General features: G+C 62.8%; 23 protein-coding genes. 5 read left to right on the plus strand and 18 right to left on the minus strand.

Annotation, left to right across the window (positions count from 1 at the left end; genetic code table 11):
* Position 1: 1 nt before the first annotated feature.
* Positions 2 to 439 (minus strand): transcriptional regulator GutM, encoded by a 438-nt coding sequence (locus tag ACVILI_RS00810; RefSeq protein WP_027047457.1) that lies wholly within the window; start codon positions 437 to 439, stop codon positions 2 to 4.
* A 191-nt stretch (positions 440 to 630) separates the two neighbouring features.
* On the opposite strand from ACVILI_RS00810, the gene ACVILI_RS00815 reads away from it, so the two are divergent.
* Both ACVILI_RS00815 and ACVILI_RS00820 read left to right on the plus strand, forming a co-directional pair.
* Entirely contained in the window at positions 631 to 1,272 is a 642-nt protein-coding gene (locus ACVILI_RS00815; protein WP_038653435.1) for a hypothetical protein, read from the plus strand.
* Positions 1,273 to 1,378: 106 nt separating this feature from the next.
* Positions 1,379 to 2,053, plus strand: a complete 675-nt coding sequence (locus ACVILI_RS00820) for an HAD family hydrolase (protein ID WP_038650014.1) — start codon at positions 1,379 to 1,381, stop codon at positions 2,051 to 2,053.
* A 101-nt stretch (positions 2,054 to 2,154) separates the two neighbouring features.
* On the opposite strand, the gene ACVILI_RS00825 is transcribed toward ACVILI_RS00820, so the two are convergent.
* From ACVILI_RS00825 to ACVILI_RS00860, 8 genes are all read right to left on the minus strand, one after another.
* Positions 2,155 to 3,219 (minus strand): DUF930 domain-containing protein, encoded by a 1,065-nt coding sequence (locus ACVILI_RS00825; RefSeq protein ID WP_038650017.1) that lies wholly within the window; start codon positions 3,217 to 3,219, stop codon positions 2,155 to 2,157.
* Positions 3,220 to 3,580: 361 nt separating this feature from the next.
* Entirely contained in the window at positions 3,581 to 5,209 is a 1,629-nt protein-coding gene (locus ACVILI_RS00830) for an IS1634 family transposase (protein ID WP_038655116.1), read from the minus strand.
* A 303-nt stretch (positions 5,210 to 5,512) separates the two neighbouring features.
* On the minus strand, positions 5,513 to 6,724 hold the full coding sequence (locus tag ACVILI_RS00835; RefSeq protein ID WP_457102733.1) for a DUF930 domain-containing protein: 1,212 nt from the start codon (positions 6,722 to 6,724) through the stop codon (positions 5,513 to 5,515).
* 106 nt (positions 6,725 to 6,830) lie between these two features.
* Complete coding sequence (locus ACVILI_RS00840) at positions 6,831 to 7,574, minus strand: 5'/3'-nucleotidase SurE (protein ID WP_240564999.1); 744 nt, start codon at positions 7,572 to 7,574, stop codon at positions 6,831 to 6,833.
* A complete protein-coding gene (locus ACVILI_RS00845; RefSeq protein ID WP_019861524.1) occupies positions 7,571 to 8,737 on the minus strand; it encodes an MBL fold metallo-hydrolase in 1,167 nt (388 codons plus the stop codon). Before ACVILI_RS00845 ends, ACVILI_RS00840 begins: the two co-directional genes overlap by 4 nt.
* Positions 8,737 to 9,813, minus strand: coding sequence for an ABC transporter ATP-binding protein (locus ACVILI_RS00850; protein WP_038650024.1), 1,077 nt, complete (start codon positions 9,811 to 9,813; stop codon positions 8,737 to 8,739). The genes ACVILI_RS00845 and ACVILI_RS00850 overlap by 1 nt, the downstream gene beginning before the upstream one ends.
* On the minus strand, positions 9,801 to 11,504 hold the full coding sequence (locus ACVILI_RS00855) for an ABC transporter permease (protein WP_457102283.1): 1,704 nt from the start codon (positions 11,502 to 11,504) through the stop codon (positions 9,801 to 9,803). The genes ACVILI_RS00850 and ACVILI_RS00855 overlap by 13 nt, the downstream gene beginning before the upstream one ends.
* 59 nt (positions 11,505 to 11,563) lie before the next feature.
* On the minus strand, positions 11,564 to 12,550 hold the full coding sequence (locus ACVILI_RS00860; protein WP_038650029.1) for an ABC transporter substrate-binding protein: 987 nt from the start codon (positions 12,548 to 12,550) through the stop codon (positions 11,564 to 11,566).
* A 262-nt stretch (positions 12,551 to 12,812) separates the two neighbouring features.
* Between ACVILI_RS00860 and ACVILI_RS00865 the strand changes: the two genes are divergently transcribed.
* On the plus strand, positions 12,813 to 13,784 hold the full coding sequence (locus tag ACVILI_RS00865; RefSeq protein ID WP_240564998.1) for a sugar-binding transcriptional regulator: 972 nt from the start codon (positions 12,813 to 12,815) through the stop codon (positions 13,782 to 13,784).
* A 45-nt stretch (positions 13,785 to 13,829) separates the two neighbouring features.
* On the opposite strand, the gene ACVILI_RS00870 is transcribed toward ACVILI_RS00865, so the two are convergent.
* From ACVILI_RS00870 to ACVILI_RS00910, 9 genes are all read right to left on the minus strand, one after another.
* A complete protein-coding gene (locus tag ACVILI_RS00870) occupies positions 13,830 to 13,952 on the minus strand; it encodes a hypothetical protein (RefSeq protein ID WP_276315460.1) in 123 nt (40 codons plus the stop codon).
* Between the two features lies 1 nt (position 13,953).
* Positions 13,954 to 14,178 carry a hypothetical protein gene (locus ACVILI_RS00875; RefSeq protein WP_240564997.1) on the minus strand — a complete coding sequence of 75 codons (225 nt, stop codon included), beginning with the start codon at positions 14,176 to 14,178 and terminating at the stop codon, positions 13,954 to 13,956.
* Between the two features lie 114 nt (positions 14,179 to 14,292).
* Positions 14,293 to 15,654 carry a pyruvate dehydrogenase complex dihydrolipoamide acetyltransferase gene (locus tag ACVILI_RS00880; protein WP_019861531.1) on the minus strand — a complete coding sequence of 454 codons (1,362 nt, stop codon included), beginning with the start codon at positions 15,652 to 15,654 and terminating at the stop codon, positions 14,293 to 14,295.
* A 3-nt stretch (positions 15,655 to 15,657) separates the two neighbouring features.
* Positions 15,658 to 16,656: an alpha-ketoacid dehydrogenase subunit beta gene (locus ACVILI_RS00885; protein WP_019861532.1), complete on the minus strand. Its 999-nt coding sequence runs from the start codon at positions 16,654 to 16,656 to the stop codon at positions 15,658 to 15,660.
* Positions 16,656 to 17,684, minus strand: a complete 1,029-nt coding sequence (locus tag ACVILI_RS00890) for a thiamine pyrophosphate-dependent dehydrogenase E1 component subunit alpha (protein WP_038650032.1) — start codon at positions 17,682 to 17,684, stop codon at positions 16,656 to 16,658. The genes ACVILI_RS00885 and ACVILI_RS00890 overlap by 1 nt, the downstream gene beginning before the upstream one ends.
* Positions 17,685 to 17,686: 2 nt before the next feature.
* The gene (locus tag ACVILI_RS00895; RefSeq protein ID WP_240564996.1) at positions 17,687 to 19,015 is read right to left on the minus strand and encodes an NAD(P)H-dependent oxidoreductase; all 1,329 of its coding nucleotides are present in this window, start codon (positions 19,013 to 19,015) and stop codon (positions 17,687 to 17,689) included.
* A gap of 324 nt (positions 19,016 to 19,339) precedes the next feature.
* Positions 19,340 to 21,892: a patatin-like phospholipase family protein gene (locus ACVILI_RS00900; protein ID WP_038650034.1), complete on the minus strand. Its 2,553-nt coding sequence runs from the start codon at positions 21,890 to 21,892 to the stop codon at positions 19,340 to 19,342.
* 96 nt (positions 21,893 to 21,988) lie between these two features.
* Positions 21,989 to 22,747, minus strand: coding sequence for a phosphodiesterase (locus ACVILI_RS00905; RefSeq protein ID WP_038653438.1), 759 nt, complete (start codon positions 22,745 to 22,747; stop codon positions 21,989 to 21,991).
* A 72-nt stretch (positions 22,748 to 22,819) separates the two neighbouring features.
* Positions 22,820 to 23,608: a 3-hydroxybutyrate dehydrogenase gene (locus ACVILI_RS00910; RefSeq protein WP_019861537.1), complete on the minus strand. Its 789-nt coding sequence runs from the start codon at positions 23,606 to 23,608 to the stop codon at positions 22,820 to 22,822.
* Between the two features lie 244 nt (positions 23,609 to 23,852).
* Between ACVILI_RS00910 and ACVILI_RS00915 the strand changes: the two genes are divergently transcribed.
* Positions 23,853 to 24,641: an acetoacetate decarboxylase gene (locus ACVILI_RS00915; protein WP_019861538.1), complete on the plus strand. Its 789-nt coding sequence runs from the start codon at positions 23,853 to 23,855 to the stop codon at positions 24,639 to 24,641.
* Positions 24,634 to 25,794: a patatin-like phospholipase family protein gene (locus ACVILI_RS00920; RefSeq protein WP_240564994.1), complete on the plus strand. Its 1,161-nt coding sequence runs from the start codon at positions 24,634 to 24,636 to the stop codon at positions 25,792 to 25,794. Before ACVILI_RS00915 ends, ACVILI_RS00920 begins: the two co-directional genes overlap by 8 nt.
* The last annotated feature ends 59 nt before the right edge of the window (positions 25,795 to 25,853 follow it).

The raw sequence follows: 25,853 nt of genomic DNA on the forward strand, positions 1-25,853 counted from the left end.
TCTAAGCCCTAGCTATGTTCAAGCCGGCCAGGCCCGGCTTCTTCCCCGGCTCCGACCGTGCTTTGTCGATCTGTTCGATCGCCCGCTTCACGGCCTCGGCCACACCGGGTTCCCCCTCCCCCATGATCGCAGGGTTGGACCGGACTCGATCGAGGGGAACGCCCTCGAATTCTTCATGTCTTTTGAACTTGGTGAAGACGGACCGGCCGCTCATCACCATCAGGCGGCGCACGATCAGGTCGGGCGTTACCACGACGAGCGCGATGGTGCCCTTGGCCAGCCGGCCGCGAAAATTGCCGGCTCCGACGAAGCCATCCTTGTACTGGTCGGTGACGCCCCGGAAGACATCCGAATAGTGCCGCATCTGCAGCCAGACGCCGAGCGACTGCAGCGCCCACACAATAACCAGCAGAAGCAGTCCCCACTGCCAAATCGCCATTCGGTTCTCCTCCCGAAGCCTATGTTGAGCCGCACCTTGGACCGGCGCACGACAACAGCAAAGTGAGAACATTTGTTTCCGCAAATGTCAATATGTATGATATTGGCCTCCGCCACGCCATCCACAGAGCCCTCTGCCGATTTCGGCGGCGGCATGGCTGTGCTAGCCTGTCGTCAAACGGGATGCATGAAATGGAACTGCCCTTCAGGGATGAACTGGCCCTTATGCCCGACCTGCGCCACCGCTTGCGGCAGCTGCGCTGGTTTCGCGCCACTTTCCGCGGCAGCGCCAAGGTGGTCTCGGACACGTTCGGCGTGCGTTTCGAGATCGACGAGGCAAAGCTGACCCGAGCTTTTCTCGACTGGGTCGAGATCATGGAAGCGCAGAAGCGCTTCGCCGCGATCGACCGCGCCGACTTCATCGTCTTTGCCGCCGGCCTCGTGCTGCGCGAGCTGATCAAACAGGCGCCGGCCAGGGAAATCTCCGGCCTCGCGCAACTCATCGAAACGGATCACAATGCCGGCACGCTGGAAATCATCCGCTTTTGGCCGGAAGGTTTTCTCTACACCAATTACTGCGTCTCGGTGATTTCGGCGATCTATGAGCAGGAGTTCGGCAAGGCGCCCAGCATCGACAAATGCGCCGACGATCTGCGCACCTGGTGGTCCTATCGCGAAAACGTCACCGAGATGCCGGCCTATGCGGTGGCGTTCCTCGACCGCTTCCTGGGTGCGGAGCCGAACTGGATCACGCCGGACCGCGCTCAGTCCCGGCAAGCCATGCAACGGGCGCTCGGATCCGGCCGCGCAAGCGATGCGCTGCGCCAGCTTTGACTGCCCCGCCGTTTCAGCCCCAGAACGCGCTCAAGACATCGCACTATTGAACATTTGACTTTTTGCCGATAGCGATGTGCGAAATTTGACGTGAGGAGACAAGCGCGTGCCGCGACCAAGGCCTATCATTTTCGATTGCGACGGTGTTCTCGTCGACAGCGAGCCGCTGGCCGCCAGGGCCTACGAACGCGTCTATGAAAAGCACGGCATGCCCGGCGTCCATGGCGGCATCATTGCCCAATGCGTCGGCATGAAGCAGTCCGACATCATCGCCAGGATCAGGGAATTGACCGGCCATCAGTTTCCCGCTGCCGCCGACGGCGACATCTGGTCCGAGACCAAGATCCTGTTCACCGAGGAATTGAAGCCGACGCCAGGAATCGCGGCGTTTCTGGAAACGATCGAGGGCGACCGCTGCGTCGCCTCGTCATCCTCCATCGAGCGCATCAACCACAGCCTGGCCGTCACTGGGCTGGCGCAGTTCTTCGGCGAGGCGATCTACAGCTCCTCCATGGTCAAGAACGGCAAGCCGGCGCCCGACATCTTCCTGTTCGCCGCCGCCAGGATGGGCGCCGATCCGGCCGACTGCATCGTCATCGAGGATTCGCCATTCGGCATCCAGGGCGCGGTTGCCGCCGGCATGAAGGCGATCGGCTACACCGGCGGCGGCCACACCTATGCCGACCACGCCGCGCGGCTGACGGCGGCCGGTGCCGATTTCGTCTGCGCGGACTGGCAAGAAATTAGCCGGCAATTGTCCGGGCTCGGCGTGCCGGCCTGATCTAGAGAAATTCCAGAAAAGCGCGAGCGGTTTTCCGTCCGGAATTGCGTCAAAACAAAGAGTTAGAGAACTTCGCCGTTTCCATGAAGCGGTGAAACGCACTAGTAGGGACTGGGTAGTCTAAGACCGGCCCATTCGCTGGGCGGGATTAGTGCCCCCACGCGGAAGTTGAAGGATAGGACCCTCGTCGCATCGGTGTCGACCTCGCACCGAAAGCCCAGATGGTACCATGTGGTTGTCGTGCTGAAAGCGACATCCGGGGCGTCTAGAATATTGCCCACCTTCAACGGAATAGATGGTACCCATTTGGGAAAATAGGAAGCATCCAGCAATTCCTGCTGCAACGCGCTGGCGCAAAGTTTGGCCGCACGCTGACCGCGAGGCACCCCGCCCATCGCGGTCGTGGCCAGCGCATCGCCGGTAGCGCCCTGCGAGTAAAGCCTACGAACACCCGGAAGGCCCGAGTTGTTCCGAGATGCAGACTTCGAGGCCTTTGAAGGGCTGGGCTTCGGCGCATTTGCGGGTTTGGGCTTTGGTGCCTCGGCCGTTGTGGGAAGCTCGATCTCGCCGCCGCTATCGGCAGCCAAAGGCGCTGGTGCCGCGCCCTGTTGCTTGGCGGCGTCGAGCGCCGCCTGCTTGTCTGGCTGCTGTTTGGCTGCCTGTTGTTTATCCATCTCGGCGCTTGAAGCGGCCTGCTGCTCGGAGTCTGCCGGCGTGACAGGTTGGCTGTCTGCAGGCTTCGGCACGACAGGCGGCTTCGAATCGTCATCCTTGGCCGGAGACGGCGAACTGTCCTGAGCGCTGGCCCCGTCCAGGGATTTCCTCGGGCCGGTATCCTTGTCGCCGAACTGAAAAACAGGCTTCAGGACCTCGCCTGGCGGTGGCTTCTGAGACTGCTTCTCCGGCGGAGGTTGTTTTTCAACTTTCTGCTCAGGTGGCTTTTCAACCTTCGGTTCCGGTGGCTTTGGCGCCGGCGGAACGGGTTTCGGCTTTGGCTGATCGGGCGCAGGCACGATCGCGACATTGACTGGCTGCTCCTCGCGCGGCTGTTGGGGAGGCACGGGCAGGCCATACACAAGGAGTGCCGCGGCAAGCACGTGCAGGATCAGCGATGCGGAAATACCCCACAACAGATACCGACGCCGTTCTTCTGTCTCGCCCTTCATCCTGACCGATGTGGAATGAAATAGCGGCGGCTTCAAGCATAAGCACTGGATTTGCGCATATAGCCGCTGACAGCTTGTCGATTTGGATCACCACACCCAGGGCAGCCTGGCCAAGTCGCTGTGGCGGCTCAACAAGCGGCTGCGCACGATCCGATCCAGCAAGACCTGAGATCAGCCAGTTCGCCGCCGGGATGAGTGCCAATCCGGCCGGCTGCATCGTCATCGAGGATTGGTCCGTCGGCATCCAGGCCGCGGTTGCCGCCGGCATGACCCGACTTAAACACCGCCTGTGAGAATATGTCATTAAGTCAGCATGTTAGGCGCGCGCCGGCGCGTGTTACCACTACATTTTGGGGGGATCTCAGGCGAGTTGTTCGTCGAGGTTGTGTGGCAGAGCGATGCCAGCTGCCTTGAAGACGTTGCCCACTTGGCCGGTGACGTGAGTTCTGGTTGTGACGATGCGACCATCCTTTTCGATGGTGGCTTCCTGGAGGCGATCGAGATCGCGTAGGAGCGGCTGCCATTCGGGCGTCAGGCCTTTGGCCCGGCAGAGGCGGCGCAGTTCCTTGCTGAGCACGAGCGCCAGGAACGAGCAGAACACATGCCCGCGGATGGCGGCATCGGATTGGTGGAAGATCGGCCGGGTATTGAAGGTTGCCTTGGCGGCGCGGAACAGGCTCTCGACCTCGAGCAAATCGCGATACCGCAGCACGGCCTGGAGCGGGGTCACCTTCGCGTTGGTCCGCACCACGGTGATACCGTCGTAGCGGGCTTCCTCGGCAAGCTTGCCGACATCGATCTTGAAGTTCTTGCCGCCGGCCTTGAGGTAACGCCGGTAGGCCGAGTTGCCGACCAGTGCCTTGTCGCCCTTCTTGAGCTGTGCCTCGAGGCCGGCGATGATCGCCTGGCGGTCGGCCTTGTCCTTCTCGGCCTCGGCGTCATTGCGGCTGACGATGTAGCGGTCTTTACCGAACTTGACCTCTTTGACCCACAACTGAGTTTCACCGCGCTGGCGCTCGAGAACGAGCGGAACCATCGGCGCCGTGTCATTGAGCACGACGTTGTGGATCACGCTGCTCGAGCGTTCGCGGGCCCCCAGAATGTATTCCATGCCCAGCTTTTCGAGCGCGGCGATGGTATCGGCGCTGATCATGCCGCGATCGGCGACAACGCAGGCGCGTGTGACGCCGAAGCGCGTTCGCAGCCGATCGACCACCGGCAACAGGACGGTCACGTCAGCGGTGTTGCCAGGCACCATCTCGGTGCAGATCGGCCGGCCCTCGCCATCAACGACCAGCGCCAGGATCATTTGCGCCAGATCGGGGCGGAAGTCCTTGGAATGCCCGCGCTTGCCCAGCGTCTCGCCGCCCGCGCCGTAGAAGGATAACGAGGTTGTGTCCATGAACACAAGGCTGAGGTCGGTGAACAGGTCCTGCCGGCGCGCGAAGAGCTTTTCCTCGATCACGTCTTTCACGCAGCGCGCCACCAGCGCGCCTTGCGCCTTTTCGCCGCGTTCCTCGCCCAGCCACGCCATGGCCCGGTAAAAGTGATGGAGCGCCAGACCCTCGGCGCCCTCGATACCATAATCGGCCATCCAGTTCGCGCAGTCGCGGTCCGAGCCCGACACGAACAGCCGATGCAACGTGCCAATGAACACCGCCCGTTCCACCGCAAAGCCGAACTGGCGCCCTTCCAGCACCTCTTCCAGCACATCGCCAATCCCGAGCCGCTGCCACAGCCGCCCGAACAACAGCGGACCGCCAATGCGGCGAGAGGCAATCCGCCCCGCGTCAATGTCGGACAGGATGAGGCTGCGTTCGCCATGGCGCGCAATCGAGGCCGCCAATCTGTCAAGTTCGCCGCTGGCAACCAGCGCATCCTTGCGGCCCAGTGCCTTTATCGTGCGCTGGCGAACGGTTTTGCCGTCGCGGACACTTTCCACGAGGTAGAGATAGCGATGGCCGCGCGCGACTCTCTCAACGACAAACATGCCAGCGTTGTTAGTAAATAAATGCCGTCAAATCCAGACAAAACAGAGCAAACAGCACAAATGTTGTTACCACACATTTTCGCGCCCGAAATTCAAGGCAAATGAATTCAATGGCTTAACGGACAGTGTTCGCTATCCGTTCACGTCCAACTGTTCAAGTTGGGCATGACGGCGATCGGCGACACCGGCGGCGGCCACACCTATGCCGAGCACACCGCTGTGGCTGACGGCTGCCGGTGCCGATTTCGTCTGCGCCGACTGGCAAGAAATTAGCCGGCAATTGTCCCTGCTTGGCGTGCCGGCCTAATTCAGCGGATACTTGGTGAATCCACGGCTGGCCCATTCACCAGGCGGGACTAATGACCCCACACGGAAGTTGAAGGATAGGACCCTCGTCGCATCGGGGTCGACTTCACATCGGAAGTTTAGATTGTACCAAGTGTTTCTGGTGCTGAAGGCCGCTTGACCAGGGTTCAGAACATTGCCTTTGTCCAGCGTAATGGTTGGCACCCATTTGACCGAATAGTCGGCACTTTGCAGTTCCTGGCTCAGAACATTGCCGCAAAGGCTGGCCACACGCTGACCGCGCGGCACATTCTCCATGGAGCTTGTGGCGAAGGCATTGCCGGTTGCTCCCTGCGAGTAAAGCTTTCTGACGCCCGGAAGGCCGGAATAGATTGGCGATCCTGCAACATCGTTGTTGGTGGGATTTGACCTTCCAGCGTTCCCGATCGGCGCTTTGAAGGCTCTTGCGGGTTTGAACGTCAACGTCTTGGCAGGCTTTGCCTTTCCAGCTGAGGCTGGAGGCGCTGGCTTAGCACCAGTCTCAGCCGCCAATGGCTTTGGCGTCACAACCGCTTGCTTTTCGGCGGGTTGCGGTGCGAGCTCCTGTTTGTCCGGCTGCTGTTTGTCAGCGTCCTCGGTCGCCTGCTTCTCCTCGCTTTGCGCAGGTTTGGCGTCCGGCGCGGCGGCCTCCTGCTTTTCCTCGCCTTGCGCGGGCTTTTCGTCCGGCGCAATGGTGGCCGGCTTCTCGTCAGGCTTGCTGGGCTCTGCCTTCTGCTGTGGCGTTGCGGCCGGGGCGGGCTGGGTCGGCGCGGGTGTCGGTGTTATAGGCGGCTTCGCCGCCTCATCCTTGGCCGGTGACGGCGTGTTGGGTTTAGCGCTGCTTCCGTCGAGCGATTTCTCCGGCCCGGTATCTTTCTGGCCGTACTGGAAGACGCGCTTCAGAACATGGTCGTCTGGCAGTTTCGGGGGCTCCGGAGGCGGCTTTTGTTCAGGCGGCTTTTCAGCCTTCTTTTCGGGTGTCGGCTCCGCTGGCTTTGGGGCAGGTTTCGGCTTGGGCTTCTCGGGCGGCGGCACAATCGCGACATTGACGGGTTGTTCCTGCTGTTCCGTCTGCTGCTCGGATCTCGGCACGCCAAAGAACAAGAACGCTCCGGTCAAGGCATGCAGGATCAGCGATGCGGCCAAAGCCCATCGCCAATTGCGAAACCACTCTCGTATCTTGCCGTTCATTGCGCCCGATGTGGAATGAAATAGCGGCGGCTTCAAGCACAGGCATCGGATTGGCGCGGTTTAGCCGCTGACAGCTTGGTGATCGGGATGGTCGCACACAGGAAGATCAGTCCAGAATCCCGCCTACATACCGTTCGTCCAGCCGCGTTTCGCCAAACCAGTTCAGCCTGTTGATGCAGACGTATCCGGTATCGATCGCCTCGTTCTCGTCGCCCGGCTCGCTCGCATGAGCGCGCCCGCGCGGCACGGTGATGACGGTGCGATCGCCATCGCTTTCCACGATCTCGGCCGTGCGGCCGATCTTGTCACGGCCGATGCGTGGCTGCCGGATCTCGGCCGGCAGCGCGGTCGGCAGGTTGACGCTCAACCAATGGCCTTCTGTCGCCCAGCCGGCGCGCGACTGCCACAGCGAGGCGATCAGCGCGCCAAGCCATGGATCGTCCCTATCGGTGAACTCAGGATTCTTCACGCGCGAAAAGCCGATCGCCGGGACGCCCCAGAAGGTCGCCTCCCGGGCAATGCCGAGCGTCCCGGAATAGGCGAGATCCTCGGCGACGTTGCGGCCGTCATTGACACCCGCCAATAACAGGTCCGGTTTCCTCGCGTCGGCAAACAGCCACGTCATCGCGCTGACCACGCAATCGGCCGGCGTGCCGGAGCAGGAGTACCAGTTCGGCTTGACGCGCCGCATCGTCAGCGGCCTCGCGATCGTCAGCGACGAGCCGGCGGCGGTGCGCTTGCCATCGGGCGCGACGACCCAGACATCGTCGCTCAGCCCGCCGGCGGCGTTGACGAGACGGGCAAGTCCCGGCGCTTCGATGCCGTCATCGTTGCAGATCAGGATTCTCATTCTTTGCTTCCTTGCGGCACCGTGATGCGCTGGCCGGTACGGCATTGCGTGCGCAGCGACGGGATGTGGCTTTTGAGGTCATCGAGAAGATCGGCAACGCAGGAATGGCCGAGCGCTTCAGGCCGTCCTGCCTTCTCCCATATTTCGACATTGCCCGACAGCGTTGGATGGGTGGGCATGCGCACCCAATCCGCCCGACCGGCTCTGTGCAGCAGATCGCCAGGAGAACCTGCCGGCAAATGTCCGGTGAGCAGCACGGGAAACCCGGCATCGTCGGCACGCGGCAACAGCCGCGACGACGGGCCGGCCTCGCCCATGCCGTCATCGGCCAGCAACGGCAGCGACGGCAGGGGATCGGCATCGGTCCAGTCCGCAGCACTCGCCAAGCGGGCACGCAGGTGCTCGGAAACGCCCGGCAACAAAGCCGCTGTGGCCCCGATCTGCCCCGCCAGCGACGAACGCATGCCGGCATGGATGGCGAATGGGCCCGGCAGCGCCGCGATCAATTCCAGCGACCGCCCCGACAGCGGCGTCGGCAGCAGACATCCCCGCGGATGACGCGCTACCCATTCAGAAATTTCTTGCGCCCGCGCAGCCCCCGGCACGGGATCGGCGCCGTAGGAGGCATCGAAGACCAGAAGATCGCAATGCGGGATCGTGTCCATGACAAACACATTGCTGTCCGGCACGACATCGGCGGAATAGGCGGCGCGGCTTTTGCCATCATCGACGGCGAACCAGACGCCGCCCACGACATGCCCGGATCGCCCGGTCCCGATCGTGAGATTTCCACTCTTCAGCGTATCGCCGGGTTCGAAGAGCTCGATGCGATTGGCTGGAAACGGAAAGCGCTTGAAATCCCCCGGATCGGCATAGGCGGCAAGCGTGGCCGCAGCCTCATCGCGCGTCTCGGCCGTCATGAAGATCGGGCCGGCATAGCCGCGCGACAACAGCCAACTCAGCGCACCGATATGATCCTCATGGGCGTGCGAGACGAAGAGTGCATCGATGTCGTCGACCCGACCGTCGAGCGCCGGATAATATTCCGCGCCGGAGGCGCCGACCTTGACGCCGATATCGAGCAGGATGCGGTCGCCGCCGCTGCTGACGGCGAGGCTGGTGCGGCCCTTTTCCCCAAAGCCGCCAAGCAGATCGAGCATCATCACGAGGCCGTCCCCACCGGGATCAGCCAGCCGGATCTTATGCGCAGGCGTGCCTGGGCTCCACTCTCCAGCGTAACCGGGTCTGGCTGCTCGAAATGCAAGGTGAGGTCAGGCCCCGCGGCAGGGGTGAATTCGATGCGTGCGGCGCCACCCTGGTAGATCACCCGTTTGACGAGGCCATCGAAGCCTGGCCCATGCGGTGAGACGTCAAGGTCGGCCGACCGGCAGCAGATCTTGGCACCCGCACGCGGCCGCTCGCCGGGGCGGCAGCGGACCACCAGCTCGGTTCCCAGAGCCCTGACCTTGCAATGGCCGCCGTCTTCGCCCGTCAGGACATCCGCCGGCAGCAGGATGCCTTGCGAGATAAAGGAGGCGACCATCTCATTTGCCGGCTCATGATAGAGTTCACGCGGTGTCGCCAGTTGCGCCACGCGGCCATGGTCCATCACCGCGATGCGGTCGGCCAGCGCCATCGCCTCGGCCTGATCGTGGGTGATGTAGACGATGGTCGTGCCTGTGCGCTTGTGAAAGGCGGCGAACTCGTCCTCCATCGAGGCTCTCAGATGCACGTCGAGATTGGCGAGCGGCTCGTCGAACAGCACCAGCGACGGTGCGGCGACAAGACAGCGCGCCAGCGCCACGCGCTGGCGCTGACCGCCGGAAAGATTGGCCGGCCTGCGCTGGCCCAGTCCCTGCAAATTGACCAGAGCCAGCGCGTCCTCGACCTTCTGGCGCGCGACGGTCTTGTCGAGCTTCGCCACCTTCATCGAATAGCCGATATTCTCGGCCACCGTCATGTGCGGCCACAGAGCATAGTTCTGGAAGACGATGCCGACGCGCCGCTTTTCCGGCGCGACGCTGCCGACGCTGCTCGACACGACATCGCTGCCGATGCGGATCTCTCCCGAAGTCACTTTCTCGAATCCGGCGACGAGCCTGAGCAACGTCGTCTTGCCGCAGCCGGACGGTCCAAGCACGGCCAGGAACTCGCCATCGGCAACGTCGATCGAGACGTCCTTCACGGCGTCGAAGTTGGCGAAGCTCTTGGTCACATGGTCCAGGCTCAGTCGCGCCATGGCAGCACTCCGCTGGGAAGGTAGGGGGCAAGCAGATTGGTCACCAGCATCAGCACGAAGGTGACCGCGACCGTGATGACCGACATCGCCGCCGCGTAGTTGGAATCGCCGCCCTGTTCGAAGGAAAACATCACCACGCCGATCGTCTCCGAGCCTGACGACCACAGCAGCGCCGAGACGGTGAGTTCGCTGAGCGCCGTCATGAAGATCAGCAGACCACCGGCGATCGCTGCCGGCGCGACCAGTGGAAAGATGATGGTGCGCATGCGCGTGAACAGGCCAGCGCCCGCCACCTGCGCGGCCTCCTCCAGCGCCCGGTCGATCTGGTGATAGCCGCTGATGGTCGGCCGCAGCGCCAACACCAGGAAGCGGGCGAGGTAGGCGTAGAGGATGATCCAGACCGTGTTGTAGAGTTGGATGCCGGTCAGTGGGATCGGCCTGAGGAAGAGCAGCAGCGAGGCGATCGCCAGCACCACGCCGGGCAAGGCATAGGGCAGTTCGACCGCCAGATTGAGCAGCCGTACCCAGCGCTGCCTGCCCCAGGCGATGAGATAGCCGACCGGCACGGCGACCACGACCGCGAAGAATGCGGCCGCGATCGACAGCCAGAAACTGTTGAAGAAGGCGCGGTTGGCGGCGTCATGCTCGAACAGCACGAAACGATAATTGTCGAGCGTCACCGTCTTGGCGGTGAGCGCGATGCCATAGCCCGGTACCAATGAGGTCAGCACCAGCCCGAACAGCGGCAGGAACAGCACCAGCACGATCAGCAGCCACATGCAGGCCTGGACAATAGCCCGCCAGCGACCGAGTTCGTAGGGTTCGGCCGGCAACGATGTCAAAGAGATACGGTAGTCGCGGCGGCGGCTCATCACCTCCTGGGCGAGAATGCCGGCCATGGCGATAACGCCGATCAGAGCCGATAGGAACGCGGTCTCGCCGAGCACGGCCGGACCACCGCCGGCCAGCTTCTGATAGATAAGGGTCGGCAGCACCAGGTAGTTGGCGGGAATGCCGAGGAAAGCCGGAATGCCGAAATTGCCGACGCAGGACACGAAGGCGAGTGCCGCGGCCGCCATGATCGACGGCGTCATCAAGGGCAGAACGATGGTGACCAGCACGGTGAACCAGCCCGCGCCGCCGGCGCGCGCGGCCTCGACCAGTTCGCGCGGCAGCTTGCGCAGGCCGGCACGCACCAGCAGGAACACCAGCGGGCCATATTGGACGCCAAGCAGCAGAATGATGCCTGACGTCGAGTAAAGCGGGTTTTTCGTGCCGAGCGGCGGTGCCGCTCCGAACAGCTTGAGGAATGGGCTTGCCGGGCCGAACAGTTGCAGCCAGGCCAGCGCCGTGACCTGCGGCGCGATCATCAGCGGCATGACGTAGCAGAGTACCAGGGCGCTGCGGCCGCGTATGTCGGTCAGCGAGACCAGCACCGCCACCAGCGTTCCCGACAGCACCGCAAGCAAGGTGCCGCCGATGCCGACGACCAGCGTATGCCATGTCGCGATCCAGGTCGCCGGGTTTCTCAGCCCGGCCGCAATGGCCACGGTCGACAGCGTGCCGCCAGGTGCCACGATCTCCTTGATGAGGCGCAGCATGGGCAGCAGCGAAAGCAGCACGATGACGACGGCCACCGCCGCCGTCAGGACCATTTCCTGGCCCCGGCTTTCCCTGACGCGTGTTGGCATGGTTGTGTTTCCTGAGGTCCGGGATGCCGTCGAGACGACATCCCGCCACGATTGCCGGCTCAGCCGCCGAACAGTTCCTGGAACTTCGCCTTGTCGGCGTCGGTCTTGGCGACGATCGCCTTGGTGTCGAACGGCATCACCTTGACCTTGACGCCTTCCGGCAACCATTCGGGACGGCCGACCGAGGCACGCGCCGGCAGGTAGCCCATGGACAGCGCCAGCTTCTGGCCCTCATCCGACAGAATGAAGTCGACGAACTTCTTGGCGCCGTCGACATTCTTGGCGGTCTTCATGATGGCGACCGGCTCGGTCACCGCCGGCACGCCTTCGCTCGGGAACACGAACTCGACCGGCGAGCCCTTCTTCTTGGCGTTCATCGCCATGAAGTCGACGAGGATGCCATAGGGCTTCTCGCCTGATGCCACCGACTTCAGTACAGCACCGTTGCCGCGCACGCTGACGGTGTTGTTGGTCTTCAGCTTCTGGAAGAAATCCCAGCCTAAGTTGGTATCGCCGGCAAAGCCGGAAAGCAGATAGGCGGCCGCGCCCGAATAGAGCGGGCTCGGCATGACCAGGCCATCGGCATAGGCGGGCTTGGCAAGATCGGTCCAATGCTGCGGCTTTTCAGCAGCCGCGGTGTTGTAGACGATGCCGGTGGTGATCAGCTTGCTGCCGAAATAGGTCCTGTCGGCGTCATAGGCATCAGCCTCGATGCCATCGAGCTTGGCTTCGGGATAAGGCAGCAGCCGGTCGTCCTTCTTCAATAGCTCCATCGAGACCGCGTCGGCGATCAAAAGCACGTCCGGTTGCGGGCTGCCGGCGGCGAACTCGGCCGCCATCTTGCTGACGATGTCGCTGGTCCCAGAACGATAGATGGTCACGTCGATGCCGGGCTGCGCCTTCTTGAAGGCGTCCACGGTCTTGGCCGCGTCGGCTTCCGGCTGCGATGTGTAGAGCGTCAGTGTTTCGGCGTTTGCCACGCCGGCAAACAAAATTGCCGCGAGCGCCAACTGGCTGGCCAGCAGTTTGATGAGTAGCGTCTTCATGAGACCTCCTGTCTTGTCTGTGCATGACCGGTCCGGCCCCTGGCCGGCTCCCCGTCTCTTCCTCCCTGCACGGCGCATATGACTGGTGGATGACACTGCGCGTGAAACCCACAAAATATGTTCATTTGTACATTGTCAATTACAAATGATCAGAGATGTGCAACAATCGGCTTGGCTGAAACCGGCATCCGGTTGACATCCGGCCGGCGTTTCTCCGATGAGGACGACGCGGTCGGCCATGGCTGATGAGGGACGAGAACAGATGCCCACGGAAAAACCCACACCGGCCCGCCTGCCGATGGCGTCGTCCGATCTCAACGTCAAGACGGCCTGGCTCTACTATGTCGAGGGCTTCACGCAGGAACAGATCGCCGAGAAGCTCGATGTCTCCCGCGTGAAGGTCATGCGCACGCTGGCTGCCTGCACCGCCGAAGGCATCGTGGTCACCATGATCAACGCACCGACCGCCGGACAGGTTGCGCTCGAGCGGGAACTGGAAAAGCGCTGGGGCCTCGACGCAGCGGTGGTCATCCCGACACCCTCGGCGCATGAGCATCTGGAAAAGGCGATCGGCCATGCCGTGGCGGCCTATCTCGGCGAGCAGATGCACGACGGCATGACGCTGGCGATCGGCGGCGGCGCGACACTGCATGCAAGCCTGGGCTTCCTCGCCCGCCAGCAGCTGAGGCGCGCCTCGGTGGTGGCGCTCGTCGGCAGCCTGCCGCATTCGCAGTGGATCAACCCGTCGATCGTCGCCGCCAAGGTCGCCGATGTCTTCGAGGTCGACTCCTACCAGATCACCGCGCCGGTGATGGTTGACGATCCCGCGCTTCGCGACCTCCTGTGGGCGCAGCCGACCCTGCAGGACGTACGCCAGCGGGCGGCGGCCGCCGACATCGCACTGCTCACCGTCGGCGACATCTCCGCGGACGCCACCATCTTTCGCCACGGGATCGTGCCGTCATCGCTGATCGCGCCATTGAAGGCGAAAGGCGCGGTCGCCAACATGCTGTGCTACTTCGTCGATGCCGCCGGCCGGCTGGTCGACCATGAGGTCAACGGGCGCGTCATGGCCATCGGTCTCGATGTGGTGAGCCAGGTGCCGAATGTCGTGCTGGCCGCCGGCGGAAAGCGCAAGGTGGCGGCGATCCTGGCCGCGCTCAAGGCGGTCAGCACCAATGTGCTGATCACCGACAGCGACACGGCGACTGCACTGCTGGCCAAGGGCGGTTGAGGTCCTGCCATTTGCAGGCCGACCTCACCCGAATATAGATACACCTTAGATGAGGCCGCGTTCGCGCAAATAATCCTCGACGCCGACATGGGTCATGGATTCGAATTCGGCGATCGCCTCGGCCACCCGCTTGCGCTGGGCCGCCAAAAGGGTGAACACCTGTTTCATCTCACCGGAAACGCCAAAACGGCTCCAGCAGGCCGATATCAGCACAGAACGCATCGAGGCTGTCATAGCCCAGGTCAGCGACAAGCTGCCTGGTCTCCTCCGCCGACATGCGCGGCTCGAAGGCATGGTCGTGCAGGCGCTGCGCCACCAGCTTGATGTCGGACGGCGAGGCACCCATGACCTTGCCGAACAAGGTTTTGACGTCAGACGGGTCGAATGCAGGCATTTTGGCCTCCCTTGGTCGCGATCCACTGGGGAAGATGGGTCAAGGGTCGGCGCCTGACAAGTCGTTTTCTGTCGTAAGCCGGCGTAACGTTTGGCACCGGCTTACAACAAGAAGCTAGACCAGCATGCCCATCGGGTTCTCGATCAGCCGCTTGAAGGCGACCAGCAGTTCGGCGCCGAGCGCGCCATCGACAGCGCGATGGTCGGTCGACAAGGTCACCGACATCACGGTGGCGATTTTGATCTCGCCATTCTTGACCACAGCCCGCTCCTCACCCGCGCCGACCGCCAGGATCGTCGCATGCGGCGGGTTGATGACGGCGGCGAAGTCCTTGATGCCGAACATGCCAAGGTTGGAGACCGCCGTCGTGCCGCCCTGATACTCCTCCGGCTTCAGCTTGCGGCTGCGGGCGCGGCTCGCCAGATCCTTCATCTCGTTGGAGATGGTCGACAGCGTCTTTTCGTCCGCATGCCGAATGATCGGCGTGATCAGGCCGCCGGGGATCGAGACGGCAACGCCGACATCGGCATGCTTGTGCTTGACCATGGCACTTTCGGTCCACGAGGCATTGGCATCCGGCACAGCCATCAAGGCCATCGCCATCGCCTTGATGACCATATCGTTGACCGACAGCTTGTAGGCGGGAGCCTCACCCTTATCGGTTTTCTTCATCGGGGCGGCGGCATTGATCTGCGTGCGCAGCGCCAGCAATGCATCGAGTTCGCAGTCGAGCGTCAGGTAGAAATGCGGGATGGTGGATTTTGCTTCGACCAGGCGCCGCGCAATGGTCTTGCGCATATTGTCGTGCGGGACCAACTCGTAGGAGCCGGGTTCGAACAGCTTCAGCACTTGGTCATCCGACATCGCTTTCACTGCAGGGGCGGAAGCGGCGGCGGCGGGAGCGTAAGGAGCCACCGCTGGTGCTTCCTTGGCTCCGCCCTTGGCAACCGCCGCGTCAATGTCCGCCTTGACCACGCGGCCGTATGGGCCGGTGCCGATGATGCTGGCAAGGGCAAGGCCTGCCTCACGGGCCAGACGTCGGGCAAGCGGTGTCGCGCGTATGCCCGACGGCGATTGGCCGATCTCTCCCCTTGTGGGGGAGATGCCCGGCAGGGCAGAGGGGGGCGTGACAGAATGCGACGTTGGCGGGACAGCGCCCTCGTCTGTCAACTTCGCCGACATCTCCCCTCCGAGGGGGGAGATCGGAGCCGCGTCTTGCTTGGCCCCATAGGCCTCGCCATCGGCATAGATCCACGCAACCGGCGCGCCGACCGGAATGTCTACGCCTTCCTTGCCGGTGACGTCGCGCAGCACGCCGCTGGCCGGCGCGTCGATTTCCATGGCTGCCTTGTCGGTCTCGATCTCGAACAGCACGTCGCCCTTCTTGACCCGGGCGCCTTCCTCGGCGAACCAGCGCGAGATCTGTCCGGTCGCCATGTCCATGTCGACCTTGGGAAGAATGACTTCGGTCGGCATGTCTCAGCGAACCCCTTTGACGAGGTCGCGCGCGGCACTGATGATGTCGGGAACCTGCGGCACCGTGGCTTTTTCGAGCTCCGGATTGTAGGGGATCGGCGTCTCGGCGCCGCCCAGCCGCACGATCGGCGCATCGAGATAGTCGAACGCCTCGCTCTCGGCGATCATCGCGCTGACCTCGGCGCCGATGCCCAGCGTCTTGACCGCTTCGTAGACGCACATCAGCCGCGACGTCTTCTTGACGCTGTCGATGACGGTCTGCTTGTCCATCGGCCGGATGGTGCGGAGATCGACGACTTCGACGTCGATGCCTTCGGCTTCCAGCGTGGCGGCGGCGTCGAGCGCCTTCTGCACCATGATCGAGGTGGCGACGATGGTGAGGTCGCGGCCTTCGCGGCGGATGTCGGCCTTGCCGATCGGCACCGTGTAATAGCCTTCGGGCACCGGGCCCTTCATCTTGTAGAGCAGCTTGTGCTCGAAGATCATCACCGGATCGGGATCGGCGACCGCCGCCAAAAGCATGCCCTTGGCATCATAGGGCGTCGCCGGCTGGATGACCTTGAGCCCTGGCACGTGGCCGAGCCAGGCTTCCAGGCTCTGGCTGTGCTGGGCCGCCGCACCCGTGCCCGAGCCGGCGGGAAAGCGCATCACCACGGGAACCGAAACCTCGCCGCCCAGCATGAAGCGCATCTTGGCCGCCTGGTTGACGATCTGCTCCATGGCGAGCGTGGCGAAATCGGAAAACTGGAATTCGAAGATCGGCCGCATGCCGGTGAGCGCCGCACCCACCGCCACGCCCGCGCCGCCCAGTTCCGAGATCGGCGTGTCGATCACCCGCTCGGTACCATAGCGCTCGACCAGATCGCCGGTCACCTGGAAGGCGCCGCCATAGACGCCAATATCCTCCCCCATCAGGAAGACGCGTTCGTCCATGTCCATGGCGATCGCCATGGCTTCCTGGATCGCCTGGGCGTAGCTCAGTTCACGCACCATCGCGTCCATCACGCCTGCTCCGTATACACGTAATTTCCGGTCTCGCTGACGTCAGGCGACGGGCTCACCTTGGCGAACTCGATGCCGTCGGCGATCTCCTGCGCCACCCCACTGCGAATGGCCTCGATGCCCTCGTCGTCGATAAAGCCGAATTCGCGCAGCTCGTTCTCGAACAGCGTGATCGGGTCGCGGTTCGACATCCAGTCCTCGATCTCTTCCTTGGTGCGATAGCGGTTGCGGTCGCTCTTGGAATGGCCGCGATGGCGGTAGGTCTTGGATTCGATCAACGTCGGCCCCTCGCCGGCGCGGGCACGCTCGACGGCCTTGTAGGAGGCCTCGGCGACTTCCGAGAAGATGTTGCCGTTGACGATGACACCCGGCATCGAATAGGCGGCGGCGCGGTCGGCGATGTTCTTGACAGCGGTGGAACGGGCGGTCGACGTCGACATGCCGTAGCCATTGTTCTCGCAGACGAAAATGACCGGCAGCTTCCAGACCGCCGCCATGTTGAGCGCCTCGTGGAAGGCGCCTTCATTGTTGGCGCCGTCGCCGAAGAAGGAGACGACGACCTTGCCGGTCTTCATCATCTTGGAGGAGAGTGCGGCCCCGACGGCGATCGGAATGCCGCCGCCGACAATTCCGTTGGCGCCGAGATTGCCCTTGGCGACATCGGCGATGTGCATCGAGCCGCCACGGCCCTTGCAGTAGCCCGTGGTCTTGCCGAAGAACTCGGCGAACATGCGCTTGACCTCGGCGCCCTTGGCGATGCAGTGGCCATGGCCGCGATGCGTCGAGGTGATCTGGTCATCCTCGCCAAGCGGCATGCAGATGCCCATGGCGCTGGCTTCCTGGCCGATCGACAGGTGCATGGTGCCGTGGATCAGGCCGCGCATGTAGCTTTCCTCGGCGCCCTCTTCGAAGCGGCGGATGAGGTACATCTTGTAGAGCACCTGCTTGAGCTGCTGGGCGCTGTACTGGCGATAGACGAAAGGCAGGTTGGCGCGACTGTCCGCGACGGCTTTGCTGGCTCCGGCCATGATCAGGCTCCCACGGTTCCGTAGACGAGCTTGTCCTGGCGGGCGCGCAGTTCGGCGATCTTGGAGCCCGGAGCCGGGGCGGCATTGGCATAAGTGATGAGCTCGCCCTTCTTGATCGGCGCGGTGACCGAGCCGCCCTGCAGCAGGCCGCAAGGAATGGCCTTGGCGGCATGGGCTTCGGGCGCCGTCATGATCCAGGCGCGGTAGCAATATTCGCCGATCGCATCGAGCTTCTCGCCGGGCTGCATGTCCTTCTTGGCCACCGCGGCGACTTCGGCCACCGGCTTTGCCAGCGGCACCATGTCGGCCTTGCCGTAGAGCACGACGCGGGCGCAGGTCAGCGGCACTTCGAGCGAGGTCAGGTGATAGGGGCGGTGGAAGGTGAAATACGGGCCCTTGCCCATCTTCAAATCTTCCATGCGCTCCGAAATGCGAGGATGCGACATGTCGGCGACGACGAAGACCCCGGGCGCAACGCCCTTGCCGATCGAGTAGTCGACGACGCCGACCCTGGACAGCACGCCGCCGTCCTTTTCGGGCACCAGCACTTTCGAGAGCTCGCCGAGCGTCGCCGCCGGGCCGTGCATGCCGGCCTTGTCGGGCAACAGCCCGGTGGCATTGGCGATCGCCGCCATCTCGACCATGGTCTTCGAGCCATCGACGAATTCGACCAGCATGCGCACATTCATGTGCCGGCGCCTGGCCTCTTCCTCATAGGCGGGCGGCGTGGCGTCGATGTTGAGCGGATTGTTCTTGCCCTTGCCGGCGGCGACGATCGGATGGCCCATGGCCGAGACGAATTCGATCAGCTCCATGCAGGAGGACGGCTCGTCGCCGGCGCCCAGCGAATAGGTGACGCCGAGCCGGTCGGCCTCGCTCTTCAAATAGGCGCCGATGGTGACGTCGGCCTCGACATTCATCATCACCAGATGCTTGCCGTGTTCCATGGCGCGCAGGCCGATTTCGGCGCCGACGGCGGGAACGCCGGTCGCGTCGATGACCACGTCGATCAGATCATTGTTGATGACGAGGCTGGCGTCATTGGTGACCGCCACCTTGCCGGCCTCCATGGCAGCCGTCATCGCCGAAGCGTTCGACACTTCACGCGCATGGCCGGTTTCCTGGAAGGCGATGTCCACCGCCTTGCTGGCGGCCGGCAGGTTCAGTTCCGAGATCGCGCCGATCTCGATGCCGGACATATGGGCGACGCGGGTGACGATGTCGGTTCCCATCTCGCCGGAGCCGATCAGGCCGATGCGGATGGGCTTGCCCGACTTGCCGCGCTCATCGAGATCGCGGGCAAGGCCCGTCAACGAAATATTGGAAGCCATACCGCTCATTCCTCCCACATTGCAGGCTTGTTCATTCGCCTGACGGGTATTGAACATCTGTATTTCTGTCAAGACTAATGTCCAAAACTGTGTGCTTTTGGGAACTTTCCAGCACCTCCTTCCGGAGCCCTTTCCGGCGGCGAACCGGACCAGGACCTGTCGCCTCCGCGCAACTCCGTGCTTTCAGGGGATCAGCCGACCGGCGATGCGGCAGGGCTCTCGATCGACAGGGCTCACGAGGTTCTCGGCTGCGTGATGGAACGCGCGGGGGATCGTCATGCGGCGACATCGAACGCATCGCCGGGCCGGTCGCCCATGGCGGCGCTATATCATCGCATCCTGCTGGCGCTGCACGATCTTCTCCACGGCGTCGCCAGGCACGTTGAGTTCGGTCAGTGCCTTCCCCACAGCGCCCGGCCAGTCCGGAACCGGGCAGCTCTTCAAGCTGGCGAAATGATCCTTGCCGGTGAAGAAATTGCGGGTCGCGTGGAAGCCAAGTGCGCGATAGACCTCGAACTGTTCTTCGTTGAAGAACTGATCCAGGGTGGTTTGGTGCGGGAACTGCGGATACCGTCTTCGATAATCGCGGATCATGTCGCTCTCGTCGCCGCTCATGCAGGACTTGATGTAGATCAGGACACCGTGCTCGTTTCCGCCATAGTCGATACGACCGATCGCCACGTGCGGCCCCTGGAACCGCGCCTCGTCGGTCGAGGCGTTGACAAGACTGTCCTCGGTCGCCAGGGCATTGGAACGACGCAGTTCGGACCATGGCAGATCTATGAGGATGCCGAGATCAATTCGCGCGTAGCGTTCGACCCGGATAAGCGAGTTGAAGTCGAGCGTCGGGTCCGCTTCCGCGTCGGCAACGACGATGACCTTGCAGCGCCGTTTCAGCAGTTCATACAGGCCTAGATTGTCGAAATGACCGCCATCCGTCAGGTAGACGTTGCTCGTCAGTTCATCGACCCTGCCAATCGCCTCCTTGGCAAAGTACCAGGGTGCGATATTAGCCAGCAATCGCCGCAGGCCGGTACGACCGCGGAGAAATCGCGGATTTGGAAGCCAGTACCCCAGGCGGACATTCAGTGCGGCAAGGCTGAACGTCAGGATCCGGATCGTATTTGCGCCCATATTGGCCGACGCCGCCGCGCCGGAGATGGCCATTGCCGTGCCGAGATTGAGATTGCGGTCAGCGCGCTCGAGCGAGATCGTCGCGGCATAGCCAGTGGCCTGGCTGCCGGTGTAGATGGGACTGAAGACGAAGGAATCGGCGCTGCGACCACGGCGACCGAGATAGGGCGATCCCTCCAGATTGACCGCAGTGTTGATGAGCAGGTACGGCGAGAACCAGACGGAATCGGCCCACTTTCCCGGAGATCCGGGCTTGAGCGAAGTCAACTTGAACTGATCGACATCGGTTGACCGTTTCCGAGCCTGCCTGTCTTTCAGCCGCTTTCTCAAATCAGCAAGGATGTGGCTCTTTTCGGCAAGCTCGTTCCTGGCACTCTCTTTCAGCTTGTCCAGGCGCCAGAGAAACGCCCTGCTCAAGCGGTCCCGATAGTATCCGTGGAGGGAATTCGCGTTGGGTGTCACCAGCAACGACAGGACGATGAGCACACCGGCCAGAACCGCATAGGTCATCCTGGTGTTTCCAATGACCGTGTCTCCAGCGCCGATCCCCGCATAGGAAAGCCCCAGATAGATGCACCACAGCAATATCGGCACGACCATTGCCAGACAGTAGAGCAGTATCTTTGAGGCAAGATGCCTGGCCGTCCCGGTCCACGAATCGTCGCTCTTCGAGGCCGCCGCTACGGCAATCAGCTTGTTGCCGAAGGCAGCAAGGGCCGCCGACATGCCGGCAAGCACGGTCCAGAGCCCTTTGAGAGACGTAGGGGCGTGGATCAAGATGCAGCCGACCCAGTTGATCTCGGAACAATCGTCTGGCGCCTTGGCCGCATCGAAGAAGCCCGCCAGGACATAGGCTTGAAACTCGAAGAAGGCGATCAGCAGGCAGACGATGAAGAAGAGCGCCAAGATCCTGCTGGCCATTTGTCGCTCGACAAGTGTCGTCATGCGGTCGGTCCGGCTGGAAGGCCGAAAGGCAAATATCGAATAGCCGATCTGGACGAGTCCCAGGACCACTGCCATCAGGATCGACCAATAGAACACGTTCCCTGAATTCTGGGTCAGCTTGTGAAGAATGGGTAGCCGCAGCGACGTTTCGGTCGGATTGATCAGGATGGTCAACCAGGCGAGCGTCAACAGCGCGGCTAGGAAGATCATCGCATTGATCAGCAGCCCACGCACCACCACAACGAGGCCGACGACGACATCGATCATTCCCTTCGGCGCCAGATAGTTGGAGTAGTCCCGGATGTGCTGTGTCTCGAGGGTTTCAGGACCGCCGAGCGTGCTTGTGAACGGAAACTCGCCATTGGTCTGCATCAACCCGGCGACCAGCGACGTGCCGATGTAGCCGCCTCCGGAAACCGTCGACATATAGTCGATATTCTCGAACACTTTCGGCCGGTCCTTTTCTGTGATGGACTCCAGCGCCTGCAGCACCCCCATGCAAAATGCCGCCGAACGAATGCCACCGCCCGAGCACGCCAGACCAGTCAGGTCGCGATCCGTCTTGACCACGGGATAGAGGTTGCCGCGTTCGTCTTCTTTGTCCGCCCCTGCCACATTGACTTGGGTGGCTGACGGCTTGGCGGCAGGCCCGTTCACGGTCTTGATGTCCGGTGCGTGTCTGGCCGCAACCAGTTCCCGGCGCCGTGTAACAACCGACGCCTCGGCGGTCATAACCTCATAGAACGAGATCGGCGAAGCTTCCTCAGTGTCGCTGGGCATGGCACTCTCGATGCGCATGATTGCTCTACGGTTGCACAAGATGCTCCTAAAACACGAAGAAAGACATGGCGCGATGGCGCTATCGCGTCCTTGTCCCCCTCTGTTGGCGGCACATTATCCGGCGACGGGAAAATCGTGGAAATGCGCGATCACCCCCTCGGCATCGATGAAGATCACCGCATAGGCGGGCGGCTCGTGGCCCAGGCTCCAGCTCTGCGAAAAATCGAGCGCGGTCTGGTGGTTGGTGCTGCGCAGCGTGCTGACGGGAATGCCGCGCCAGCTGCCGGCGATCGGCCGATGGACGTGGCCGGCGAAAATGTGGCGGACATTGCCGTGGCGCGACACCACGTCATGGAAGGCATCGGCGTCGGCAAGCCTGACCTCATCGAGGCCAGGCATATGGATCCGGAACGGCGGGTGATGCATGAACAGGAAGACCGGCCGGTTGCCCGCCTCTTGCAGCCGTTCATCGAGCCATTCGAGCCGCGCGGCACACAGCCTGCCCTCGACATGGCCGCTGTCCAGCGTGTCGAGCAGGATCAGCCGGCCCTCTGTGCCATCGAACACGCTCTGCACGAACCCCTGCTCGGCGGCGGCATCGGGGAACATTTCGAGGAAAAGCGTCCGGTCGTCATGGTTGCCGAGCATGAGCCGGCAGGGCTGCGAAAATCGCGCCAGCCCGTCCCGCAACGCCGCATAGGCGGCGCGCTCGCCATCATTGGTCAGGTCGCCCGAGATCACCACCATTTCGGCATCGGCGTGGTTCTGGCCGATGTCAGCAAGGCAGGCGTCCAGCCTTGCCAGCGGATCGGAGCCGTAGAGCAGGCCACCCGGCGTCATCAGATGCGGATCGGAGAGCTGGATGATTTTCATGGACCTGACCGTACCCTTCCCGCCGGCGCCGCGTGGCGCCAACCAGAAAACGCAACGCCTCGATTGCCCCCTCTACTGCGCCGTCCAGCCGCCGTCCATCGGCAGGGTCGTGCCGGTGATCTGCCTGGCCGCATCCGAGCATAGGAACAGTGTCAACGCCGCAAGTTCCTCCACGGTGACGAATTCCTTCGTCGGCTGTGCGGCGAGCAGCACGTCATGCTTGACCTGTTCCTCGGTCATGCCGCGCGCCTTCATCGTGTCGGGGATCTGCTTCTCGACCAGCGGCGTCCAGACATAGCCGGGCGCGATGGCGTTGACCGTGATGCCGTCCTGCGCGACTTCCAGCGCCACCGTCTTGGTCAGCCCTGCAATGCCATGCTTGGCCGACACATAGGCCGACTTGAACGGCGAGGCGACCAGCGCGTGCGCCGAAGCCGTGTTGATGATGCGGCCCCATTTGCGCGCCTTCATGCCCGGCACCGCAGCCTTGATGGCATAGAAGGCCGCCAGAAGATTGATGCGGATGATGGCTTCCCATTTGTCGTCGGGAAACTCCTCGATCGGCGCGACGTGCTGGATGCCGGCATTGTTGACCAGGATATCGAGGCTGCCGAACGCCGCCTCGGCATCATGCACCATGGCGCTCACCGCCGCCCCATCCATCATGTTGGCGTCGGAGTAGCGGCATTTGACGCCGAAATCCCTCTCGATGCCCAAGCGCTCCTGCTCGATGGCCGCAGGGTCGCCAAGACCATTGATGGTGACGTTGGCGCCCTCGGCGGCGAAGGCGCGGGCAATGGCCAGGCCGATACCGCTGGTCGAGCCGGTGACGAGGGAATTCTTCGAAGACAGGGAACCCATGGTGATCTCGCGAGAGGAGGGAGGGAATGAGAGCATATAATTGTGCGTCGCAACATGACAATGACAGAGCCATATGTCGGTGCGGTTACAGCCAGACGGCAGCGCCGGCACGACCCCGTCCGCTGCGAAACCACGGTCGCTTGCCTGACACGGCACTGTCATGGTGCCGTGCAACATAATCGGCTGCGCATTCGCGCGGTCATTCCTGAACGAAATTCATCCGACAGAACCTTGGGGGTGCAGCTTGGAAATCGCCGATGTCGTGAAGCGCGCCTATGCGATGCCGCTGACCAACCCGTCCTTCCCGCCCGGTCCCTACCGTTTCTTCGACCGCGAATACATCATCATCACCTATCGCACGACACGCGAGGCGCTGGAGGCCGTGGTGCCGGCGCCCCTGGAAATCGACGAACCGCTGGTCAAGTATGAATTCATCCGCATGCCTGACTCCACCGGATTCGGCGACTACACCGAGACCGGCCAGGTCATTCCGGTGAAGTACAAGGGCCAGCATGGCGGTTACGTCCACTCGATGTATCTCGACGACGACGCGCCGATTGCCGGCGGCCGCGAGCTGTGGGGCTTTCCGAAGAAACTGGCCAATCCCAAGATCGTCCACGAAGGCGAGGTGATCGTCGGCACGCTGCATTATGGCAGCGTCCTGTGCGCCACCGGCACGATGGGCTACAAACACCGGGAAGCCGATCACGATTCCGTGCTCGCATCGCTCGCCGCGCCCAATTTCCTGATCAAGATCATCCCGCATGTCGACGGCACGCCGCGTATCTGCGAGCTGGTGCGCTATTATCTCACCGACATCATGCTGAAGGAGGCCTGGACGGCGCCGGCGGCACTGGACCTGCGGCCCCACGTCATGGCCGACGTGGCGAAGCTGCCGGTGCTCGACATCGTCTCCGCAGTCCACTTCAAGGCCGATTTGACGCTTGGGTTGGGCGAGGTCGTCCACGACTATCTCAGTGATCACAGCCGGCTCGCAACCAGCACAACCCAGCCGGAGAAAATTCGTGCTTGAACGCCACCGAAACAAGGAAGCCGCCGCCACGATCGCTGAGATTTCGGCGCAATATGACCGCATCGCTTTGGTGTTCCAGGGCGGCGGCGCGCTCGGCGCATACCAAGCCGGCGTCTATCAGGCGTTGGCCGATGCCGGCTGCGAGCCGAGCTGGCTGTCCGGCGTGTCGATCGGCGCCATCAATGCCGCGATCATCGCCGGCAATGAACCCAGCCGCCGCCTGCAGCGGCTCGAACAGTTCTGGCAAACGATCTCGGGCCGCAAGATCTGGAGCTACACGCCGGAAGGCGACATCTATCGCGACATCCGCAACCGTACCTCGTCCTGGATGACGATGACCATGGGCCAGCCCGGCTTCTTCAAGCCGCGCAACCCTAACCCATGGTTCGAGCCGCAGGGTGCCGAGGGCGCCACCAGCTTCTACGACACCGCCGAGCTGAAAGACACGCTGGAAAGCCTGATCGACTTCGATGTGCTGAACGACGGCAAGAAGCGGCTGAGCGTCGGCGCGGTCAATGTCCGCACCGGCAACTTCGTCTATTTCGATACCGACCAGGTCCGCATCGGACCCGAGCACATCATGGCCAGCGGCGCGCTGCCGCCGGCCTTTCCGTCGGTCCGCATCGAAGGCGAGTACTATTGGGACGGCGGCATCGTCTCCAACACGCCGCTGCAATATCTGCTCGACCAGGAAGAGGACCGTTCGTCGCTGGTGTTCCAGGTCGACCTGTTCAGCGCGCGCGGTGTGCTGCCGCGCAGCATGCCGGACGTGCTGTCGCGCCACAAGGACATCATGTATTCCAGCCGCACGCGCCAGAACACCGACAATTTCAAGCGCATCCATGGCCTGAAGATGCGCCTGCTCGATGCGCTCAAGCGCGTACCCAAGGAGCAGCTGACACCGGCGGAAGAAGCGCTGATCGCGGACTATTCGGATGCCGGCCTGGTCAACATCGTGCACCTGATCTACCAGCACAAGGGCTATGAAGGTCACGCCAAGGACTACGAGTTCTCCGGCACCTCGATGCGCGAGCATTGGGAGACCGGCCTGGAAGACACGCAGCGCACCTTGCGCCATCGCAAATGGCTGACCATGCCGGCCAATGCTGACGGCGTCACCATCCACGATCTGCATCGCGAAGACCCGACCTGAAATCGACAGGCCAGCGTAGAGGCCGGGACTTTTCCTCTATCCTCTGAGACCCCAAACGA

The sequence above is a fragment of the Mesorhizobium sp. USDA 4775 genome (genome assembly GCF_054062655.1).

What these genes read in the sequence shown, in the direction of transcription:
- ACVILI_RS00810 (WP_027047457.1), bottom strand. Translation starts at nt 439, where the DNA reads ATGGCGATTTGGCAGTGGGGACTGCTTCTGCTGGTTATTGTGTGGGCG.
- ACVILI_RS00815 (WP_038653435.1), top strand. Translation starts at nt 631, where the DNA reads ATGGAACTGCCCTTCAGGGATGAACTGGCCCTTATGCCCGACCTGCGC.
- ACVILI_RS00825 (WP_038650017.1), bottom strand. Translation starts at nt 3,219, where the DNA reads ATGAAGGGCGAGACAGAAGAACGGCGTCGGTATCTGTTGTGGGGTATT.
- ACVILI_RS00830 (WP_038655116.1), bottom strand. Translation starts at nt 5,209, where the DNA reads ATGTTTGTCGTTGAGAGAGTCGCGCGCGGCCATCGCTATCTCTACCTC.
- ACVILI_RS00835 (WP_457102733.1), bottom strand. Translation starts at nt 6,724, where the DNA reads ATGAACGGCAAGATACGAGAGTGGTTTCGCAATTGGCGATGGGCTTTG.
- ACVILI_RS00840 (WP_240564999.1), bottom strand. Translation starts at nt 7,574, where the DNA reads ATGAGAATCCTGATCTGCAACGATGACGGCATCGAAGCGCCGGGACTT.
- ACVILI_RS00845 (WP_019861524.1), bottom strand. Translation starts at nt 8,737, where the DNA reads ATGATGCTCGATCTGCTTGGCGGCTTTGGGGAAAAGGGCCGCACCAGC.
- ACVILI_RS00850 (WP_038650024.1), bottom strand. Translation starts at nt 9,813, where the DNA reads ATGGCGCGACTGAGCCTGGACCATGTGACCAAGAGCTTCGCCAACTTC.
- ACVILI_RS00855 (WP_457102283.1), bottom strand. Translation starts at nt 11,504, where the DNA reads ATGCCAACACGCGTCAGGGAAAGCCGGGGCCAGGAAATGGTCCTGACG.
- ACVILI_RS00860 (WP_038650029.1), bottom strand. Translation starts at nt 12,550, where the DNA reads ATGAAGACGCTACTCATCAAACTGCTGGCCAGCCAGTTGGCGCTCGCG.
- ACVILI_RS00865 (WP_240564998.1), top strand. Translation starts at nt 12,813, where the DNA reads ATGCCCACGGAAAAACCCACACCGGCCCGCCTGCCGATGGCGTCGTCC.
- ACVILI_RS00870 (WP_276315460.1), bottom strand. Translation starts at nt 13,952, where the DNA reads ATGAAACAGGTGTTCACCCTTTTGGCGGCCCAGCGCAAGCGGGTGGCC.
- ACVILI_RS00875 (WP_240564997.1), bottom strand. Translation starts at nt 14,178, where the DNA reads ATGCCTGCATTCGACCCGTCTGACGTCAAAACCTTGTTCGGCAAGGTC.
- ACVILI_RS00880 (WP_019861531.1), bottom strand. Translation starts at nt 15,654, where the DNA reads ATGCCGACCGAAGTCATTCTTCCCAAGGTCGACATGGACATGGCGACC.
- ACVILI_RS00885 (WP_019861532.1), bottom strand. Translation starts at nt 16,656, where the DNA reads ATGGACGCGATGGTGCGTGAACTGAGCTACGCCCAGGCGATCCAGGAA.
- ACVILI_RS00890 (WP_038650032.1), bottom strand. Translation starts at nt 17,684, where the DNA reads ATGGCCGGAGCCAGCAAAGCCGTCGCGGACAGTCGCGCCAACCTGCCT.
- ACVILI_RS00895 (WP_240564996.1), bottom strand. Translation starts at nt 19,015, where the DNA reads ATGGCTTCCAATATTTCGTTGACGGGCCTTGCCCGCGATCTCGATGAG.
- ACVILI_RS00900 (WP_038650034.1), bottom strand. Translation starts at nt 21,892, where the DNA reads ATGCGCATCGAGAGTGCCATGCCCAGCGACACTGAGGAAGCTTCGCCG.
- ACVILI_RS00905 (WP_038653438.1), bottom strand. Translation starts at nt 22,747, where the DNA reads ATGAAAATCATCCAGCTCTCCGATCCGCATCTGATGACGCCGGGTGGC.
- ACVILI_RS00910 (WP_019861537.1), bottom strand. Translation starts at nt 23,608, where the DNA reads ATGGGTTCCCTGTCTTCGAAGAATTCCCTCGTCACCGGCTCGACCAGC.